Below are 17,788 nucleotides of genomic sequence, written 5' to 3' on the forward strand. Positions count from 1 at the left end.
CATGATTCGCTGACTCCGTTCGCTCATTACTTGTTGTCCTCTTTCGTTGTTCGGGATCAGGCCCGCTGCTGGTCGTGCGCCGCGGTGGACGCGGCGAGGAAGGCGGGGCGCTCGCCGCCGCCGTGCACCGGCAGCGAGGCGCCGGTGACATAGGCGGCCAGCGGCGAGGCGAGGAAGGCGGCCGCGCGGCCGATGTCCTCGGGGCGGGCCATGCGGCCGAGCGGAACCGTCGCGGCCACGGCGTCGACACCGTCGCGATCGCCGTAGTGCATCTCGCTCAGCTCGGTCTCGACCAAGCCGACCACCAGCGAGTTCACCCGGACCTTCGGCGCCCACTCGACGGCGAGCGACTGCGTCAGGTTGTCGATGCCCGCCTTGGCCGCGCCGTAGGCCGCGGTGCCGGGCGAGGGTCGGTGGCCGCTGACGCTGGAGATCATCACGATCGATCCGCCGTCAGCCTGCTTCTGCATCACCGCGTTCGCGGCCTGCGAAACCAGCAGCGGCGCAAGCAGGTTGAGCTCCACGATCTTGGCGTGGAAGTTCTTGCTCGCCTCCGCGGCGAGTGCGAAGGGGGCGCCGCCCGCATTGTTCACCAACGTGTCCAGCCGACCGTGCCGCGCGAGCACGGCGTCGATCATGCCTTGGACCGCGTCGCCGTCGCGGACGTCGCAGGGCAGGTATTCGATCTCCCGGCCGTCGTACGCCACCGGGGCGTCGGCCGGACGCCGCGCGCAGGCGATCACGGTCGCGCCCGCGGCAAGAAAGGTCTTGCTGATGCCCGCGCCGACGCCGCGCACGCCGCCGGTGACCAGAACGACGCGATCGGCCAGATCGATTTCGAGTCCCACCGTGCTAACCTACCAAGCAACTGCTTGCTTTGCCAATGCCGACATACTTCGGCACGCACCACGAGCTCAGAAACGAAGGACATGCGATGGGGATCAACCGTCACTCCGAATCAACCGGCATCACCGTGGTCACGGTCGACTACCCGCCGGTCAACGCCATCCCGACCGACGGCTGGTTCGCCATCGCCGACGCCGTGCGCGCGGCGGGGCGCGACCCGGAGACCAAGGTCGTGGTGCTGCGGGCGGAGAACCGCGGCTTCAACGCGGGCGTCGACATCAAGGAGATCCAGAGCAAGCCAGGCCACCAGGCGCTGATCGACGCCAACCACGGGTGCTTCGAGGCGTTCGCCGCGGTCTACGACTGCCCGGTGCCGGTCATCGCGGTGGTGCAGGGCTTCTGCCTCGGCGGCGGGATCGGCCTGGTCGGCAACGCCGATGTCGTCGTCGCCTCCGACGACGCCACCTTCGGCCTGCCCGAGGTGGATCGCGGCGCGCTCGGCGCGGCCACCCACCTCTCGCGACTCGTCCCCCAGCACCTGATGCGCGCGCTGTTCTACACCGCGAGCACCATCACCGCCCAGCAGTTGCAGCACTACGGCTCGGTGTACCAGGTGGTGCCGCGCGCCGAACTCGACGCCGCCGCAATGGAAGTCGCCAAGAACATCGCGGCCAAGGACGGCCGGGTGATCCGGGCCGCCAAGCGCGCGCTCAACGGCATCGACGTGCAGGACGTGCACCGCAGCTACCGCTACGAGCAGGGTTTCACCTTCGAACTGAACCTCGCGGGCGTCGCCGACGAGATCCGCGCCAGGTTCGACGACGACCTCGCGGCGCGCAAGGCCGACAAGTAGCCCGCCCACCGGAAACAGGAGAACACATGCGGGACAAGCGAATGTCGCTCGACGACGTGGTCGGCGAGCTGCGCAGCGGAATGACCATCGGCATCGGCGGCTGGGGTTCCCGGCGCAAGCCGATGGCGCTGGTGCGCGCCATCCTGCGCTCGGATATCACCGATCTGACGGTGGTCAGCTACGGCGGACCGGATCTGGGTCTGCTCTGCTCGGCGGGCAAGGTGCGCAAGGCGTACTACGGCTTCGTGTCGCTGGATTCGGCGCCGTTCTACGATCCGTGGTTCGCCAAGGCGCGCACCGAGGGCGCGATCACGGTCCGCGAGATGGACGAGGGCATGGTCAAGTGCGGTCTGCAGGCCGCTGCCGCGCGGCTGCCGTTCCTGCCGATCCGCGCTGGGCTCGGTTCCGCGGTCATGGACTTCTGGGAGGGCGAGCTGAAGACCGTCGCCTCCCCCTACCCCGCCGCCGACGGCCGCACCGAAACGCTCGTCGCCATGCCCGCGCTGAATCTCGATGCGGCGCTTGTGCATCTGGATCTCGGCGACCGGCACGGCAACGCCGCCTACACCGGCGTCGACCCCTACTTCGACGATCTGTACTGCCTGTCCGCCGAGCGCCGCTACCTGTCGGTGGATCGACTGGTCGAGACCGAGGAACTGGTGAAAGCCGTTCCGCAGCAGGCGATCATCCTCAACCGCATGATGGTCGACGGCGTCGTCGAGGCCCCCGACGGCGCGCACTTCACCTTCTCCGGCAGCTACGGCCGGGACGAGAAATTCCAGCGCCACTACGTGGCGGCCGCCAAGACGCCCGAGTCGTGGGCCGAGTTCAAGGCCACTTATTTGGACGTCTCCGAGGACGAATACCAGGCGGCCGTCCGCGCTTTCGCCACGCAGGAGGGCTGATTCGATGACCGAGACCACCACCAGCACACGCGCCGAAGTCTGCGTCGTCGCCTGCGCGGAGATCTTCCGCGGCGCGGGCGAGATCATGGCGAGCCCGATGTCGCCGGTCACCACGATCGGCGCGCGCCTGGCCCGGCTGACCTTCGAACCGGACCTGCTGCTCTCCGACGGCGAGGCGCTGTACCTGGCCGAGACTCCCGCGCTCGGCGCGAAAGCGCCTATCGAGGGCTGGATTCCGTTCTCCAAGGTGTTCGATGTCGTCGCCTCCGGACGGCGGCACGTGGTCATGGGCGCCAACCAGATCGACAAGTACGGCAACCAGAACCTGTCCGCCTTCGGCCCGTTGCAGCAGCCGACCAGGCAGATGTTCGGTGTCCGCGGCGCGCCGGGCAACACCATCAACCACGCCACCAGCTACTGGGTGCCCAAGCACAACAAGCGGGTGTTCTGCGAGCAGGTCGACATCGTCTCGGGCATCGGCTACGACAAGATCGATCGCACCAACCCGGCTTTCCGCTTCCACCACCTGCATCGTGTCGTGAGCAATCTGGGCGTCTTCGATTTCGGCGGGCCAGGCCACACGATGCGGGCACTCTCGCTGCACCCGGGCGTCGACGGGGACGAGGTCGCGGAGAACACCGCGTTCGAGATCGCCGGGCTCGCCGAGGCGCGCGAGACCCGCCTGCCGACCGAGGAGGAGCTGCGGATCATTCGAACCGTGCTGGATCCCAAGGGCATTCGCGACAAGGAGGTAGCCGCATGACCGGGCCAGGGCCCGGAGGAGGCAGCTTGCCCCTCGGACATGCGAGAAAGGACACGGCATGACCACGCGCCTGCACACCCCGCTGACCGAACTGGTCGGCATCGAGCATCCCGTCGTGCAGACCGGCATGGGCTGGGTGGCGGGCCCGAGCCTGGTCTCGGCCACCGCCAACGCGGGCGGTCTCGGCATTCTCGCCTCGGCGACCATGACCTTCGCGGAGCTGGAAGCGGCGATCGCGAAGACCAAGGCGCAGACCGACAAGCCGTTCGGCGTGAACATCCGCGCCGACGCCAGCGACGCCAACGAGCGCATCGACCTGCTGATCCGCGAAAAGGTGAAGGTCGCGTCGTTCGCGCTCGCGCCCAAGCAGGACCTCATCGCCAAGTTGAAAGACGCTGGCGTGGTGGTGATTCCGTCGATCGGCGCGGCCAAGCACGCGGTCAAGGTGGCCTCCTGGGGCGCCGACGCCGTCATCGTGCAGGGCGGCGAAGGCGGCGGGCACACCGGTCCGGTGGCGACCACCCTGCTGCTCCCCTCGGTGCTGGACGCGGTCGACATCCCGGTCGTCGCGGCTGGCGGCTTCTTCGACGGACGCGGCCTGGCCGCCGCCCTCGCCTACGGCGCTGCGGGCGTCGCGATGGGCACCCGCTTCCTGCTCACCCGAGAAAGCTCGGTGCCCGACGCGGTGAAGCAGGAGTACCTGCGCAGGCAGTTGCAGGACACCGTGGTCTCGCTGAAGGTCGACGGCATGCCGCACCGAGTGCTGAACACCGAACTCGTTCAGAAGCTGGAGAATTCGGGCCGTTGGCGCGGATTCGCCGCGGCGGTGTCGAACGCGGCGCGGTTCAAGAGCATGACCGGCATGAAGTGGTCGACCATGGTCCGCGACGGGCTCACCATGCGAAAGACCAAAGACCTCAGCTGGTCCCAGGTCGTCATGGCCGCCAACACCCCGATGCTGTTGCGCGCCGGGCTCGTCGAGGGCAACACCCAGGCGGGCGTGCTGGCCGCGGGGCAGGTCACGGGGATCATCGAGGACCTGCCGACCTGCAAGGAGTTGATCGAGCGGGTGGTCACCGACGCGGTGGAGCGGATCGAGGCGATGTCGGCGCTCGCCGGTCAGTCGACTGCCACCAAGCCCTGATCCCCTGTCTTCACTGACGCAAAGGCCGCTCGATCCGCCCGGGTCGAGCGGCCTGTCAACCCTCCAACCACCATTTCTCTACCGTCGACAGAGAAATGGTTTCCACGGTAGTCATATGGTCGCTTTTCGATCTTGAAACGCCACCATATGACTACCGTCGATCAACCCGTACGTGTGGCCTCCGGCCCGCGCAGGACGATCCGACCGGGCGCGCCTTGCAATGGTTCAGTCGAGCCCCTTGGCGCGAAGCAATGCAACGCATGTAGCACACTGCTACGCTCGTAGCATGACCGCGATACCCGCCCGCGACCTGCGCAATCACGCAGCCGAGATCCTCCGGCGTGTCGAGACAGGCGAGGAGATCGATATTCTGCGGGACAACCGTCCCGTCGCGAAGATCATCCCCTTTCCGACGCGTCGCCAGTGGATTCCGGCCGGTGAGATACTCGCCGAGCTGGCACGCCTAGGGCCGGATCCCACCGGATTGCGCGCCGAATTGCGGCAGACGCTCAGCGAGACGACGGACGACCTGCCGTGGTGAAAGAAACCCGACGGGCGCTGGCTGACACCTCCATCTTCATCGGCTTGGAGGCGCAGCGATTCGACCCGAGCGAGTTCGAGGGCTTCGAGTGGGGCGTGTCGGTCGTGACACTGGGCGAACTACGACTGGGCGTCCTGCACGCGGCTGGGCCCGAGTCCGCGTCTCGACGGCTGTCGACTTATCAGCTCGCGCAACGATTCGAGCCTCTCGATATCGACAGCGCTGTTGCCGACGCATGGGCGCTGCTGGTGTCCCGGCTGCGGGCTGCCGGACGGAAAGTGCCGATCAACGACAGCTGGATCGCCGCCACCGCGATAGCCCACGGCATCCCGATCGTGACACAGGACGGCGACTACACCCCGATGCAGGACTTGCAGGTCATCAGGCTCTGACTTCACCCGCGCACCTGTGCGTGTGTTCTTCCTGCACTCGAAGAGCGGTCCACGTGCGCGGCGGAACTGGGTACGCGCGGGCGAACGGAGCGTGCGGCGGACAGGTGCGGACAACGAAAACCGCGCCGGGCGAACGACATTCACCCGGCGCGGACTCCGCTAGCGTTTACAACCGCTCGATGATGGTGGCGTTGGCGGTGCCGCCGCCTTCGCAGATGGTCAGCAGACCGTAGCGCCCGTTGCGACGCTCCAGCTCGTTGAGCAGGGTGGCGAAGAGCTTGGCTCCGGTGGCGCCGAGGGGGTGGCCGAGGGCGATGGCGCCGCCGTTGACGTTGACCTTCTCCGGGTCGGCGCCGGTCTCCTTCAGCCAGGCGAGGACCACGGGCGCGAAGGCCTCGTTGATTTCGACCACGTCGATGTCATCGATGGTGAGGCCGGTCTTCGCCAGCGCCCACTTGGTCGCCGGGATGGGGGCGGTGAGCATGAAGATCGGGTCGGCGCCGCGGGCGCTGACGTGGTGGATGCGGGCGCGCGGCTTCAGGCCGTATTCCTGCACCGCCCACTCGGAGGCGAGCAGGGTGGCGCTGGCACCGTCGGAGATCTGGCTGGCCACCGCGGCGGTCAGCGGGCTGCCCTCGGCAAGGGCGGGCAGCGAGGCCATCTTCTCCAGCGAGGTCTCGCGCGGGCCCTGGTCGATCCAGAAGTCGCCGACGGGGACGATCTCGTTGTCGAACTTGCCTTCCTTGATGGCCTGGCGGGCGCGCTCGTGGCTGCGCAGCGCCCATTGCTCCATGTCCTGACGGGTGATGCCCCACTTCTCGGCGATCAGCTGCGCGCCGCGGAACTGCGAGACCTCGTCGGTGCCGTACCGGTGGTCCCAGCCCTGCGCGCCGACGAACGGCGACTCGAAGCCGTACTCCTTGCCCGCCAGCATGGCCGCCGAGATCGGGATGGCGCTCATGTTCTGCACGCCGCCGGCGACGATCACCTCGGCGGTGCCGCTCATGATGGCCTGCGCGCCGAAATTGATGGCCTGCTGAGAGGATCCGCACTGCCGGTCGACGGTGACGCCGGGGACTTCCTCCGGGTAGCCCGCGGCCAACCACATGGTGCGGCCGATATTGCCCGCCTGCGGACCGACATTGTCGACACAGCCGACGATCACGTCGTCGACGTTGATCGGGTCGATCGGGTTGCGGTCCAGCAGACCTTTCAGCGCGGCCGCACCCAGATCGGCCGGGTGCACACCGGCCAGCGCGCCGCCGCGCTTGCCGACCGGGGTGCGCACCGCGTCGACAACGTAGGCGTCCCGCAGGGGAGTGTAAGGGGGACGGTCGCCGGCGGAGACGGCGGGGCGGGTAGACCCAGCGCGGCGGGCGGAAGGTGCAGACATGAAGACTCCTAGTCGGTGTGCCGCGAGACGGTGAGACCGTCGAGAACGATGGTGAGGTACTGCTTGGCGAGGTTTTGGACGGTGATGGGTCCGCCCGGCTGGTACCAGCGCACGGCGACCCACACGGTGTCGCGCAGGAATCGGTAGGCCAGTTCGACGTCGAGCTCGGGACGGAAGCTGCCGTCCTCGACACCGTTGGTCAGCACCTGGTGCCAGAGCTCGCGGAACTCGCGGTTGTATTCCTCGATGTAGGCGAACCGCTCGGCGTCGCGCAGCCGCTTGGCCTCGGCCTGGTAGATCGCGACGGCGGCGTGGAAGCGGTCGAACGACTCGTAGGACGCGATCACCAAGGCTTCCAAGGTGTCTCGCGAACTGAGGCCTGAGCCGACGATCTCGCGGTAGCGTCCGAACAGGTCGTCGAGGAAGCCGCGCAGGATCTCGTCCACCATCGACTCCTTGGAATCGAAGTGGTGGTAGAGGCTGCCCGATAGGATTCCGGCCGCGTCGGCGATATCGCGCACCGTGGTCGCGCGCAAGCCGCGCTCGGCGAACAGTTCGGCCGCCAGCGCGAGCAGTTCGTTGCGCCGGGCGGATTTCGAGGCGTCTGGTGCGGTCACGAGGGACATAATACAACCAAGCGTTTGCTTGGTGGTAGTGGGCGCGTACGAACGGGCGAGCTCACCGCTCGTCATCGGCGCTGTCCGTCGGCCAGGTTCCCGTCACGTATGCGGCCACCGGCTCGGCCAAGGCACTCCATCGACCTCGAGAGCCTCCAAATTGCTTCGCCGCGAAGGGATGCCGATCGTCCCGTCGGATTCGTCAGCCGTTGATGTCGTCTGATCCGCGATGTAGCCTCGGGATTCGGTCGGTCGCCTACACCGGGCTACGGCCGTGGCCATCACAGAAGTGTCTGAGTTATGACCAGAAGGGGGGCAGGTGTCCGAAGAATTCAAGGTAACGCCGGATGACCTGGACAATTTCGCCGGCACGATGAAAGATTTGTCCGCCCAAGCGAGCAGGGCGAGAAGCTACGCCAGCAGCTATCTGAACATCGACGCCGAACAAGGGCGAATATATCTCAGCACAAACGAACTGGTCGACGAAATTCAAGCAAATCTGACAGCCAACTACGAAAAGTTGGCAACGCTTTGCGATTCGGCTGCCTTGGAATTGACAAAGAGCGCGCAGATGTACCGCACAACAGATCTCGATGCAGCCAAGCGTCAAGATGCCCTTTACCCAGGCGCTGAGCGATGACGAACCAAGACCTTGGGCGGCCCCAAGACGCGTTGCGAGAGCCGAACGCCGAAGATCACATCTCCAACGATGTAGCATTCTGGCTGGGAGCGAACTTCGTCTCACCAGCATATGGGGTCAAATGGGTGATACAGAAATTCACCGGCGTCGACATCCTCGAGTGGGTGGCATCACAGGTTGCCGGCGATTGGCAAGCAGTAAAACGAGCGTCGATAGCGGTTCAAAATCTAGCGGAGTTCAATTCCGCGTTCAGCCAGTCGATCAAAACCGACTGGAACAAGCGGTTGGACCAGTCCTGGGATGGAAATGCCGCAGAAAGTGCCAAGCAGTATTTCGATAAGTTGGCATGGGCACTGGATGGCCAAGTTGGGCAGCTCAAAGGAATCGCACAGGAACTGAACAACCTGGCTGACGCGATGGCCGATTTGTGTCGAGGGCTGGGTGATCTACTTCAGGAGATCATAGACCTGGCTGTCGTCGCACTTGCGATGTCGTGGACCGCACCGGAGAATCCGGCTTTATGGGCAGTCGTCGTGAGGATGCTGGTCAAGGTGAACCAGGCGTTCTCATGGCTGGGTTTGGCCTGGACAACCTTCACAACTGGCAGTGCCGCCATTCGCAGCCTGAATGCGGACACAGATCCGTCTGCCTTCCCCGAACTTGGAGTCGTCGTAAGCAGGACCGAAGACAGCAAGCGGTACGGAACCCCTATCGAGGCATACGATCACCCGGGAGCGTGATGAGCAACTGGCCGCGGCAGGAGCTGATCCTCGATGTTGCGAAAGGTGACGTCGGCATATCACGCGCACTGCGCAAATCACTCGAAACAATCAGGTCATCGATTTCGGACCAGCAGATCAGAAGCAGTCTGGACGACGTACTCGCCGGTCGGATGGGCATGCGAGAATTCGGCAGATCCGAGATGTTTGCCAAACTACTCGATCAGGGCTCGATGGATCGAATCGACAAGCTTATTTCGTCCGTCTCGGATGAGGAACGAGAGAGGCTGGCCGCAGACGGGGAAACATTCCTCGACGACCTACGCACTCAGGCATCCGACGAGAGTACACAAGAAATTCGCGCGGAAGTAACTCCCCCCGGCCACGAACCGAAAACATCATCGGCTGAGCAATCGACGAATAACTCTGCTTCGGTCTCTTCCGCAACGGTATACCCAGGCACCCGAAAGCCCAACCGTGAACGGGTCGTCATCCCGGAAGAACCCGATGACGACGATCTGTACTTCGGTGAGCGTCGACAGCGGGGCTGGTTGGAATGATGGCGCGATATCCGGATGCTGTGGTGCCTGTAGAAGTTCCCGTGGTTACCACAGTTCGACCTCCATCGAAGTGGACGCGAGATACGGGAATCCGATTCGAGATCGAGCTTCGCGAGCCCCTGCCGGATATATGCAGCGAGCATGGTCTCCCCGCGGTCGATCGTCGCTCCGAGACGATTGCTTTCCACGAAGGTACCCGCGGACGGGAACAACTCACGCCGGGATCGATGTTTCGCGCCTTGGCATACAAGATACTCAGCTTCGGGTTCAACGCCCTCGAGATCGATACCAGATTCCGCGGCGAGTGGCCGGTATGCCACCGTTGCCTCCAGTCGTCGCGCAGATATAAGCGGCTTGGTCGAAGCATTGTCTTCTTCGGGCTATTTTGCATCGCCGGACTGGTGATTGCAAAAATCCTACAGGTGCATCAAGTAGTTATTGCATTCTTGGCGGTCGGGCTATTTCCGATCTGGTTTCCCGCAGGGCTCTTGGTGGCCTCTATGCTCCATCGTCGAGCAAATACCTTCCTTCGGTGTCGTCCGATAATTGCCGAGGATACTGTTGTGGTCGAGGCGCACCCGAGATTTGCCGCTGCGATGGCCGGTTCGACGAATGGTGGTATCGCCTAACGTCCCAACGCCGAGATCGACCGTGGCCGCCGTGCTGCTGAGGTCGGGATCGGCAATCGCCTCTGGCACGGCTGGTTCGTGCCACATAGCCAGTGGCATCACAGGCACACCGTTAAACCCTCCGTGTTCGTCGCAGAGAGACGTCGGCGTACTAACGCAGGGAGTAGCGGATCGGGGAGGACACGGAGAGGTCGGCGAGGAGGCGGTCGCAGATGATGACCGGGGAGACGCCCGCCCGCGCCATGCGGGCGACGAGCGCCAATCTTCGTTCGGGCGTATCCCATTCGACTGTCAGCGGCCCGCGGCCCGGGCCCGCGTCGACGGTCGCCATCACTCGGGGCGGACCGTACGGGACGGGTTCTTCGATCAGCTTGAGGACCATCCCGCGCTGCCAAGCGTGGTAGGCGTCCATGTCGGCGCCGACCACCAGCTTATCGGTGGCGGCGCACAGACCCTGGGCGATCTCGTCGGCGACGGCGCCGCGGTCGTAGTGGTGTCTGCGGCAGCGGCGTAGCACCTCGATCAGGTCGGCGCGGACCTCGCGCAACAGGGCGGTCTGGCGCTGTCGCCGCCGGTCCTGCTCGGAGGGAACCCCGGCCGGAGACTTCAAGCCGATTCGCCGGGCGCGGGCGTTGTCGCGGAGCATGTCGGCGCGCAACGCGGCCCTCGGATCGCGCTCGACCTCGTTCTCGTCGACCGCGTACATCTCGAGGATCTGGGCGGCGCGGCACGCTGTCGCCCGCGCGGATTCGTGGTTCATGAGTTCGGCGCCGAGTGTCAAGGCGGCTAGAACCATACTGTCGAGCCGTCGTCTGGCAAGCACGACCTCGCGCACGACGTCGAGTTCCAGTTGTTCGCGGGCAGGTGGGCGATCCAGGCCCATAGCCAACGCCCCTTACGAAATTGCGGGATCCGTCCATCCCCAGCATGGCACACCCCGGCCAGCTGCGCGCCACCCTTTTTCACCTGATCGGGCGCCCATTTCCACGGAGGGAAGCGGACGCCCGAAGGCGATCTCAATCAGGCGCCTCAGGCCCGCTGGCTGCTCACCGAAACCACCTCGCCGGTGAGGTAGCTGGTGTAATCGCTGGCCAGCATCGCGATGGTCGCGGCGACCTCCCACGGCTCGGCCGCGCGGCCGAAGGCCTCCCGCTCGGAGAGCTGATCGAGCAGTTCCGTCGAGCTGACCTTGTCGAGGAAGGCGTGCCTGGCGATGCTCGGCGCGACCGCGTTGATCCGCACGCCGAGCTCGGCGGCCTCGATCGCGCTGCACCTGGTCAGCGCCATCACGCCCGCCTTGGCGGCCGCGTAGTGCGCCTGACCGTACTGCGCGCGCCAGCCGAGGACGCTGGCGTTGTTCACGATGACGCCGCCGTGCCCTGCCGAACGGAAGTAGGCCAGCGCGGCGCGGGTGCAGCGGAAGGTGCCGTTGAGGGTGATGTCGAGGACGCGGTCCCACTGCTCGTCGGTCATGTCGACGACCGGCGTCTCGCCGCCGAGGCCCGCGTTGTTGACCATGATGTCGATGCGGCCGAGCGCTTCGGCCGCGCCGCGGACCAGCGCGTCCACCTGTTCGGTGCTCTGCACGTCGCAGGCGATCGCGGCGACCCGGCGATCCGGGAACTCGCCCTTCAGCTCGACCTCGGTCTCCGCGAGCCGACGCTCGTGCCAGTCGGAGACGACCACGTCGGCGCCCTCGGCGAGCAGTCTGCGCGCGGTGGCCGAGCCGATGCCCGTCCCCGCGGCCGCGGTGACCACGGCGACGCGTCCGGTCAGCAGGCCGTGCCCGGCGACGGGCTCGGGGGCGACCGAAAGGGGCCGCGCGGTCACGGCCGTGCCTCGCGCGGAAGACCGAGCACGCGCTCGGAGATGATGTTGCGCTGCACTTCGTTCGAACCTCCGTAGATGGTGTCGGCGCGGGTGAACAGATACAGCCGCTGCCATTCGTTGAGATCGTCGTCCTCGTCGGCCACCAAGCCGCGCGCGCCGAGCACGGCCATGGCCAGCTCACCGAGGCCGCGGTGCCAATTGGCCCAGAGCAGTTTGGCGACCGACGCCTGACCGCCGTCGTCCACGCCGGTGCCTTCCATGGTGCGCAGCGCGTGCGCGCGCAACACGCGCAGGCCGACCCAGGCCCGGTCGATCCGGTCGGCGATGAGCGGGTCGTCGGCCGCGCCGATGCGGCGGGCCAGCGCTTCGACGTCGGCTAACTCACGCGCGAAGCGGATCTGCTGGCCGAGGGTCGAGATGCCGCGCTCGAAGGTCAGTGTGCCCATCGCGATGCGCCAGCCGTCGCCCGGCGCGCCGACGACCAGGTCTGCCGCGGTGCGGGCGTTGTCGAAGAAGACCTCGTTGAATTCCGAGGTCCCGGTGAGCTGGATGATCGGGCGCACCTCGATACCGGGCTGCTTCATGGGAACGAGCAGGTAGGACAGGCCCTTGTGCCGGGACGAGCCCTTCTCGGTGCGGGCGACGACGAAGCACCAGTCGGCCACGTGGGCCAGCGAGGTCCAGATCTTCTGGCCGTTGATCGACCACTCGTCGCCGTCGAGGTGCGCGGCCGTGCTGATCGCCGCGAGGTCCGAGCCTGCGCCCGGTTCCGAGTAGCCCTGGCACCACAGTTCGGTGACATTGCGGATGCCGGGCAGGAAGCGGTCTTTCTGCGCCTGGGTGCCGAATGCCAGCACGGTCGGACCGAGCAGTTCCTCACCCACGTGCGAGACCCGCGCGGGCGCGTTGGCCTTGGCGTACTCCTCGTGGAAGATCACCTGCTGGCGCACGCTGGCCTCGCGACCGCCGTACTCCTTGGGCCAGCCGAGGCAGGTCCACCCCGACGCGGCCAGATGCCGGTCCCAGGCCAGGCGCTCGTCGAACGCCTCGTGTTCGCGGCCTGGACCGCCTAGTCCGCGCAGTTCGCGGAATTCTCCGTTGAGATTCTCGGCAAGCCATTCCCGCACTTCGGCGGAAAACCGCGCGTCCTGCGCGGCAGTGTCGGAATCTGAGGTCTGGATCGCAACCACGCCGGTAGGATAACCTACCAAGCACTTGCTTTGTAGAGTGCGTGCATAAGTACTCGCGTGAACGGTGAGGAACACCCGTGACAACCCCTGCACAAACGACACCGCTGGCCCTGCAAGACGCCGCGCGGACCTTCGGCGCCGCCCCCGCACTGGCCGACGGCGACGTCCGTCTCGACTGGACCCAGCTACTCGCCGCGGTCCAGGAGGCGGCGCGCGCGCTCATCGCGCGCGGCGTGCAGTCCGGCGACCGGGTGGCGATGTGGGCGCCGAACACCTATCACTGGGTGGTCGCCGCGCTGGCCGCGCACTACGCCGGCGCCGCCTTGGTGCCGCTGAACACCCGCTACGTCGCCGACGAGGCCGCGGACGTGCTGTCCAGGGTCGAGGCGAAGGCGCTGTTCATCGCGGGGACCTTCCTCGGCCGGGACCGCCTCGCGGAACTACAGGCCGCCGCACCCGAATTGGCCATCCCCACCATCGTGGTGATTCCCGTCGAGCCGGGCGGCGAGACAACGAGCACCGATCCGGCCGTGCTGAACTGGTCCGATCTCGCGGTGATCGCCGAGACCGTCCCGGTCGAGGACGCCGAGAAGCGCGCCGTCGCGGTGGACGCCGAGGACATCTCCGACATCCTGTTCACCTCCGGCACCACCGGCCGCAGCAAGGGCACGCTGGTCGCGCACCGGCAGGCGCTGTCGGTGGTCCGGGCCTGGGCCGAGTGCACCACGCTGAACAGCGACGACCGCTATCTCGTCGTCAGCCCGTTCTTCCACAATTTCGGTTACAAGGCGGGCATCCTGTCCTGCCTGGTCACCGGCGCGACGATCATCCCGCAGGCCACCTTCGACGTGCCGCAGACGATGCGACTGGTCGGCCAGGAGAAGATCACCGTGCTGCCCGGGCCGCCGACGATCTACCAGACGATCCTGGACTTCCCGGACCGCGACTCCTACGACCTGAGCACCCTGCGGGTGGCGGTCACCGGTGCGGCGACGGTGCCGGTGGTGCTGGTCGAGCGGATGCGGTCGGAGCTCGAATTCGGCGTCGTCATCACGGGTTACGGCCTCTCCGAGGCGGCCGGGTTCGGCACCATGTGCCGCGCCGACGACGACGCCGAGACCATCGCGACCACCTGCGGCAGGCCGATCGCCGACTTCGAGCTGAAGCTCAGCGACGCGGGCGAGGTGCTGCTGCGCGGCCCCAACGTCATGCTCGGCTACCTGGACGATCCGAAGAGCACCGCCGAGACGATCGACGCGGACGGCTGGCTGCACACCGGCGACATCGGCACGCTCGACGAGCGCGGCTACCTCCGGATCACCGACCGGCTCAAGGACATGTACATCTCCGGCGGCTTCAACGTCTATCCGGCCGAGATCGAGCAGGCGCTGGCGCGGCTCGACGGTGTGGCCGAATCGGCGGTCGTCGGCGTGCCCGATACCAGGATGGGCGAAGTCGGCAAGGCCTACGTGGTGCGCAAGCCCGGCTCGGCGCTGACCGAGGACCAGGTGCTCTCGCACGCCACCACCGTGCTGGCGAATTTCAAGGTGCCGCGCTTCATCGAATTCCGCGACCAGCTGCCCTACAGCGCCGCCGGGAAAGTGCTCAAGCGTCAATTACGTGAGGAGAAGTCGTAATGTCAGACCAACCCGCTGCGGAGCGCTCGGACGAACCACCGCACGGCTCGGTGCCGGACGAAGGCGAGGTCGTCACCTACGAGCGGCGCGGCCGGGTCGCGATCGTCACGATGAACCGGCCCGACTACCGCAACGCGCAGAACTCGGTGATGACCTACGCGCTCGACGCCGCCTTCCAACGGGCCGTCGAGGACGACGAGGTCGGCGTGATCGTGTTGGCGGGCAACGGCAAACACTTCAGCGCCGGGCACGACATCGGCACGCCGGGCCGCGACCACCACGTGCACTACGAGAACAAGGCGACGCTCTGGTGGGACCACGTCGACAAGCAGGGCGGCGACCAGAGATTCGCCAGGGAGTCCGAGGTCTACCTCGGCATGTGCCGCCGCTGGCGGGAGATGCCCAAGCCGACCATCGCGATGGTGCAGGGCGCCTGCATCGCGGGCGGGCTCATGCTGGCCTGGGTCTGCGATCTGATCGTCGCCTCCGAGGACGCGTTCTTCTCCGATCCCGTGGTGCGCATGGGCATTCCGGGTGTGGAGTACTTCGCCCACCCGTGGGTGATGGGACCGCGCGCGGCCAAGGAGTTCCTGTTCACCGGCGACCGCTTCGGCGCGGCGCAGGCCAAGGAATGGGGCATGGTCAACCGGGTGGTCCCGCGCGCCGAACTGGAGGCCGAGACCATGGCGCTGGCCGAGAAGATCGCCGCCATGCCGCGTTTCGGCCTCGCGCTCACCAAGAAGGCGGTCAACCAGGCCGAGGACCTGATGGGCATGCGCACCGGCATGGATTCGGTCTTCGGGCTGCATCACTTCGCGCACGCGCACAACGCCGAGGTCGGCGCGGACTCACTGGGCGGCATGAACGCCAAGACGATGAAGGCCAGTGCGAGCACGGCCGAACAGAACGGGACGACGTAGTGGATCTGGATCTGGACCAGGCGACGCAGGAATTCCAGCGGGAAGTCCGCGAATTCCTCGCCGCCGAAAAACCCTCGACGCCATTGCCTTCGATGGACACGAAGGCCGGTTTCGAGGCGCACCGCGACTGGGAGCGCACACTGGCCGACGCGCGGTTGTCGGTGGTCTCCTGGCCGAAGGAGTACGGCGGGCGCGACGCCTCGCTGCTGGAATGGGTGCTGTTCGAGCAGGAGTACTACGCCGCGGGCGCGCCGGGGCGGGTCAGCCAGAACGGCATCTTCCTGCTCGCGCCGACATTGTTCGAGCACGGCACCCCCGAGCAGCTCGACCGCATCATGCCGCGCATGGCGCGCGGCGACGACATCTGGGCGCAGGCATGGTCGGAGCCCGAGGCGGGCAGCGACCTGGCGGGCATCCGGTCGACGGCGCGGCGCACCGAGGGCGGCTGGCTGCTCAGCGGTCAGAAGACGTGGAGCTCGCGGGCGGCGTTCGCGGACTGGGCCTTCGGCCTGTTCCGCAGCGATCCGGAGGCGGAGCGGCACAAGGGACTCACCTATGTGATGTTCCCGCTCACCGCCGACGGCGTCTCGGTGCGGCCGATCCCGCAGCTGGACGGTGAACCCGGCTTCGCCGAGATCTTCCTCGACGACGTCTTCGTGCCGGACCGCGACGTCATCGGCGCGCCGGGCGAGGGCTGGCGGGTCGCCATGAGCACCTCGAGCAACGAGCGCGGTCTCTCGCTGCGCAGCCCCGGCCGGTTCAGCGCCACCGCGCGACGGCTGGTCGACCTGTGGCTGGACAGTGGCGACCGCACCAACACCGCCCAGCGCGACGCCGTCGTCGACGCGTGGATCGGCAGCGAGGCCTACCGCCTGCACACCTTCGGCACCGTCACCCGGTTGAACGAGGGCGGCAAGCTCGGCGCGGAATCCTCGATCACCAAGGTGTTCTGGTCCGAACTCGACATCGCCATGCACGAGACCGCGCTGGACGTGCTCGGCGCGGCGGGCGAACGGTCCGGGCCGTGGACCGACGGCTACCTGTTCTCGCTGTCCGGCCCGATCTACGCCGGTACCAACGAGATCCAGCGCAATATCATCGCCGAGCGCATCCTCGGCCTACCGAGAGGGAACGGCCGATGAGATTCGCGCTGAGTCCGGAACAGATCGATTTCGCCGCCAGTGTGCGCAAGCTGCTGGACGCCGGACGCACGCCGACCACGGTCCGCGCCTGGGCAACCGGTGACCAGCGGCCGGGCCGTGCGCTGATCCGGCAGCTGGCCGGTGCGGGCGTGCTCGGCCTCGCGGTCGACGAGGCGCACGGTGGCGTCGGCGCGGATCCGATCGACCTCGTCGTCGCGTTCGTCGAGATCGGCCGGTCCGCAGCCCCGGGACCGTTGGTCGAGACCGCCGCCGCGATTCCCGTTCTGCTGCAATCGCTCTCGGATTCCGCGGCGGCCGAGCGCTGGCTGCCCGGGCTCGCCGAGGGCACCGCGCTCGGCACTGTCGCCTTCGCCACCCCTGGCACCGATCCGGTCGCGCTGGACGCCGATGTCGCCGACGTGACGCTGCTCGTCGACGGCGCACAGGTGTTCTCGGCCGAGCGTGGCGCGGCGATCCGCTCGGTGGACCCCGCGCGGAAGCTGTTCGCGGTGACGGCCGCCGAACTCGTCGCCAACGACGACCGGGTGCTGGAGGCGGGCGCGGTCGCGTTCGACACCGGCGCGCTGGCCGCCGCCGCCCAGCTGCTCGGCGCCGGTCGGGCGCTGCTGCACGCCGCCACCGAATACGCCAAGCAGCGCAAGCAGTTCGGCAAGCCGATCGGTGAATTCCAGGCCGTGAAGCAGAAACTCGCCGACGTGCTCATCGCGCTCGATCTGGCCGAGCCGCTGCTCTACCGCGCCGCGCTCACCATGGGCGAGCCGACCCGCAGCCGCGACGTGTCGGCCGCGGTGCTGGCCTGCGGCGACGCCGCGCACACCGCCGCGCGAGCCGCGTTGCAGGTGCACGGCGCGATCGGCTACACCGCCGAGTACGACCTGTCGCTGTGGCTGACCAAGGTCACCGCGCTGCGCGCCGCATGGGGTACGCCGGATCTGCACCGCGCCAGGATCGCCCGCGCATTGCGCGACGAGGCCGTCCGGGACCGAGCGATCAGGGGTACCGCATGAGTGAAGGCAGTGAGCGAATCATGCGCCAGCGCGCCTCGC

Annotated in this window: 20 protein-coding genes; 14 read left to right on the forward strand and 6 right to left on the reverse strand. The window is 67.1% G+C overall.

The window, feature by feature from the left end:
- Positions 1 to 56: 56 nt before the first annotated feature.
- Positions 57 to 848, reverse strand: coding sequence for an SDR family oxidoreductase (locus ABZV58_RS13390; RefSeq protein ID WP_355000379.1), 792 nt, complete (start codon positions 846 to 848; stop codon positions 57 to 59).
- 86 nt (positions 849 to 934) lie between these two features.
- Here ABZV58_RS13390 and ABZV58_RS13395 point away from each other — a divergent pair, with 86 nt between their 5' ends.
- The 6 genes from ABZV58_RS13395 (at position 935) to ABZV58_RS13420 (ending at position 5,444) form a co-directional block, all read left to right on the forward strand.
- A complete protein-coding gene (locus ABZV58_RS13395; RefSeq protein WP_067792642.1) occupies positions 935 to 1,699 on the forward strand; it encodes an enoyl-CoA hydratase family protein in 765 nt (254 codons plus the stop codon).
- 26 nt (positions 1,700 to 1,725) lie between these two features.
- Positions 1,726 to 2,604, forward strand: a complete 879-nt coding sequence (locus ABZV58_RS13400; RefSeq protein WP_355000380.1) for a CoA-transferase — start codon at positions 1,726 to 1,728, stop codon at positions 2,602 to 2,604.
- Positions 2,605 to 2,608: 4 nt separating this feature from the next.
- Complete coding sequence (locus ABZV58_RS13405; RefSeq protein ID WP_355000381.1) at positions 2,609 to 3,367, forward strand: CoA-transferase; 759 nt, start codon at positions 2,609 to 2,611, stop codon at positions 3,365 to 3,367.
- Between the two features lie 58 nt (positions 3,368 to 3,425).
- Complete coding sequence (locus tag ABZV58_RS13410; protein ID WP_355000382.1) at positions 3,426 to 4,511, forward strand: nitronate monooxygenase; 1,086 nt, start codon at positions 3,426 to 3,428, stop codon at positions 4,509 to 4,511.
- 286 nt (positions 4,512 to 4,797) lie between these two features.
- Positions 4,798 to 5,052, forward strand: a complete 255-nt coding sequence (locus ABZV58_RS13415) for a type II toxin-antitoxin system prevent-host-death family antitoxin (RefSeq protein WP_355000383.1) — start codon at positions 4,798 to 4,800, stop codon at positions 5,050 to 5,052.
- Entirely contained in the window at positions 5,049 to 5,444 is a 396-nt protein-coding gene (locus tag ABZV58_RS13420; RefSeq protein WP_355000384.1) for a type II toxin-antitoxin system VapC family toxin, read from the forward strand. Before ABZV58_RS13415 ends, ABZV58_RS13420 begins: the two co-directional genes overlap by 4 nt.
- 166 nt (positions 5,445 to 5,610) lie before the next feature.
- Here ABZV58_RS13420 and ABZV58_RS13425 read toward each other — a convergent pair whose 3' ends face one another.
- Both ABZV58_RS13425 and ABZV58_RS13430 read right to left on the reverse strand, forming a co-directional pair.
- The gene (locus tag ABZV58_RS13425) at positions 5,611 to 6,759 is read right to left on the reverse strand and encodes an acetyl-CoA C-acetyltransferase (RefSeq protein WP_355000560.1); all 1,149 of its coding nucleotides are present in this window, start codon (positions 6,757 to 6,759) and stop codon (positions 5,611 to 5,613) included.
- An 86-nt stretch (positions 6,760 to 6,845) separates the two neighbouring features.
- The gene (locus tag ABZV58_RS13430; RefSeq protein ID WP_355000385.1) at positions 6,846 to 7,463 is read right to left on the reverse strand and encodes a TetR/AcrR family transcriptional regulator; all 618 of its coding nucleotides are present in this window, start codon (positions 7,461 to 7,463) and stop codon (positions 6,846 to 6,848) included.
- A gap of 310 nt (positions 7,464 to 7,773) precedes the next feature.
- On the opposite strand from ABZV58_RS13430, the gene ABZV58_RS13435 reads away from it, so the two are divergent.
- The 4 genes from ABZV58_RS13435 to ABZV58_RS13450 are packed head-to-tail and all read left to right on the forward strand — an operon-like array spanning position 7,774 to position 10,002.
- The gene (locus ABZV58_RS13435) at positions 7,774 to 8,094 is read left to right on the forward strand and encodes a type VII secretion target (protein ID WP_355000386.1); all 321 of its coding nucleotides are present in this window, start codon (positions 7,774 to 7,776) and stop codon (positions 8,092 to 8,094) included.
- The gene (locus tag ABZV58_RS13440) at positions 8,091 to 8,834 is read left to right on the forward strand and encodes a hypothetical protein (RefSeq protein WP_355000387.1); all 744 of its coding nucleotides are present in this window, start codon (positions 8,091 to 8,093) and stop codon (positions 8,832 to 8,834) included. Before ABZV58_RS13435 ends, ABZV58_RS13440 begins: the two co-directional genes overlap by 4 nt.
- Positions 8,834 to 9,373: a hypothetical protein gene (locus ABZV58_RS13445; RefSeq protein ID WP_355000388.1), complete on the forward strand. Its 540-nt coding sequence runs from the start codon at positions 8,834 to 8,836 to the stop codon at positions 9,371 to 9,373. The genes ABZV58_RS13440 and ABZV58_RS13445 overlap by 1 nt, the downstream gene beginning before the upstream one ends.
- Before the next feature lie 41 nt (positions 9,374 to 9,414).
- A complete protein-coding gene (locus tag ABZV58_RS13450) occupies positions 9,415 to 10,002 on the forward strand; it encodes a hypothetical protein (protein WP_355000389.1) in 588 nt (195 codons plus the stop codon).
- A 151-nt stretch (positions 10,003 to 10,153) separates the two neighbouring features.
- On the opposite strand, the gene ABZV58_RS13455 is transcribed toward ABZV58_RS13450, so the two are convergent.
- The 3 genes from ABZV58_RS13455 to ABZV58_RS13465 all read right to left on the reverse strand — a co-directional run bounded on the left by ABZV58_RS13455 (position 10,154) and on the right by ABZV58_RS13465 (position 13,022).
- Positions 10,154 to 10,885 (reverse strand): hypothetical protein, encoded by a 732-nt coding sequence (locus ABZV58_RS13455; RefSeq protein ID WP_355000390.1) that lies wholly within the window; start codon positions 10,883 to 10,885, stop codon positions 10,154 to 10,156.
- Positions 10,886 to 11,031: 146 nt separating this feature from the next.
- A complete protein-coding gene (locus ABZV58_RS13460) occupies positions 11,032 to 11,832 on the reverse strand; it encodes an SDR family oxidoreductase (protein ID WP_068055666.1) in 801 nt (266 codons plus the stop codon).
- Positions 11,829 to 13,022 carry an acyl-CoA dehydrogenase family protein gene (locus tag ABZV58_RS13465; RefSeq protein WP_355000391.1) on the reverse strand — a complete coding sequence of 398 codons (1,194 nt, stop codon included), beginning with the start codon at positions 13,020 to 13,022 and terminating at the stop codon, positions 11,829 to 11,831. Before ABZV58_RS13465 ends, ABZV58_RS13460 begins: the two co-directional genes overlap by 4 nt.
- A 77-nt stretch (positions 13,023 to 13,099) precedes the next feature.
- Between ABZV58_RS13465 and ABZV58_RS13470 the strand changes: the two genes are divergently transcribed.
- The 4 genes from ABZV58_RS13470 to ABZV58_RS13485 are packed head-to-tail and all read left to right on the forward strand — an operon-like array spanning position 13,100 to position 17,749.
- Positions 13,100 to 14,659, forward strand: a complete 1,560-nt coding sequence (locus tag ABZV58_RS13470; RefSeq protein WP_355000392.1) for a FadD3 family acyl-CoA ligase — start codon at positions 13,100 to 13,102, stop codon at positions 14,657 to 14,659.
- Positions 14,659 to 15,579, forward strand: coding sequence for an enoyl-CoA hydratase (locus tag ABZV58_RS13475; RefSeq protein ID WP_355000393.1), 921 nt, complete (start codon positions 14,659 to 14,661; stop codon positions 15,577 to 15,579). Before ABZV58_RS13470 ends, ABZV58_RS13475 begins: the two co-directional genes overlap by 1 nt.
- The gene (locus ABZV58_RS13480; RefSeq protein WP_355000394.1) at positions 15,579 to 16,721 is read left to right on the forward strand and encodes an acyl-CoA dehydrogenase family protein; all 1,143 of its coding nucleotides are present in this window, start codon (positions 15,579 to 15,581) and stop codon (positions 16,719 to 16,721) included. Before ABZV58_RS13475 ends, ABZV58_RS13480 begins: the two co-directional genes overlap by 1 nt.
- Positions 16,718 to 17,749, forward strand: a complete 1,032-nt coding sequence (locus ABZV58_RS13485; protein WP_355000395.1) for an acyl-CoA dehydrogenase family protein — start codon at positions 16,718 to 16,720, stop codon at positions 17,747 to 17,749. Before ABZV58_RS13480 ends, ABZV58_RS13485 begins: the two co-directional genes overlap by 4 nt.
- The last annotated feature ends 39 nt before the right edge of the window (positions 17,750 to 17,788 follow it).

The sequence above is a fragment of the Nocardia sp. NPDC004654 genome, from assembly GCF_040609595.1.
In the GTDB taxonomy this organism is placed as follows: domain Bacteria; phylum Actinomycetota; class Actinomycetes; order Mycobacteriales; family Mycobacteriaceae; genus Nocardia.

Coding starts and splice junctions, on each gene's coding strand:
- ABZV58_RS13485 (WP_355000395.1), top strand. CDS start 16,718: ATGAGATTCGCGCTGAGTCCGGAACAGATCGATTTCGCCGCCAGTGTG.
- ABZV58_RS13445 (WP_355000388.1), top strand. CDS start 8,834: ATGAGCAACTGGCCGCGGCAGGAGCTGATCCTCGATGTTGCGAAAGGT.
- ABZV58_RS13440 (WP_355000387.1), top strand. CDS start 8,091: ATGACGAACCAAGACCTTGGGCGGCCCCAAGACGCGTTGCGAGAGCCG.
- ABZV58_RS13400 (WP_355000380.1), top strand. CDS start 1,726: ATGCGGGACAAGCGAATGTCGCTCGACGACGTGGTCGGCGAGCTGCGC.
- ABZV58_RS13410 (WP_355000382.1), top strand. CDS start 3,426: ATGACCACGCGCCTGCACACCCCGCTGACCGAACTGGTCGGCATCGAG.
- ABZV58_RS13475 (WP_355000393.1), top strand. CDS start 14,659: ATGTCAGACCAACCCGCTGCGGAGCGCTCGGACGAACCACCGCACGGC.
- ABZV58_RS13430 (WP_355000385.1), bottom strand. CDS start 7,463: ATGTCCCTCGTGACCGCACCAGACGCCTCGAAATCCGCCCGGCGCAAC.
- ABZV58_RS13415 (WP_355000383.1), top strand. CDS start 4,798: ATGACCGCGATACCCGCCCGCGACCTGCGCAATCACGCAGCCGAGATC.
- ABZV58_RS13405 (WP_355000381.1), top strand. CDS start 2,609: ATGACCGAGACCACCACCAGCACACGCGCCGAAGTCTGCGTCGTCGCC.
- ABZV58_RS13455 (WP_355000390.1), bottom strand. CDS start 10,885: ATGGGCCTGGATCGCCCACCTGCCCGCGAACAACTGGAACTCGACGTC.
- ABZV58_RS13395 (WP_067792642.1), top strand. CDS start 935: ATGGGGATCAACCGTCACTCCGAATCAACCGGCATCACCGTGGTCACG.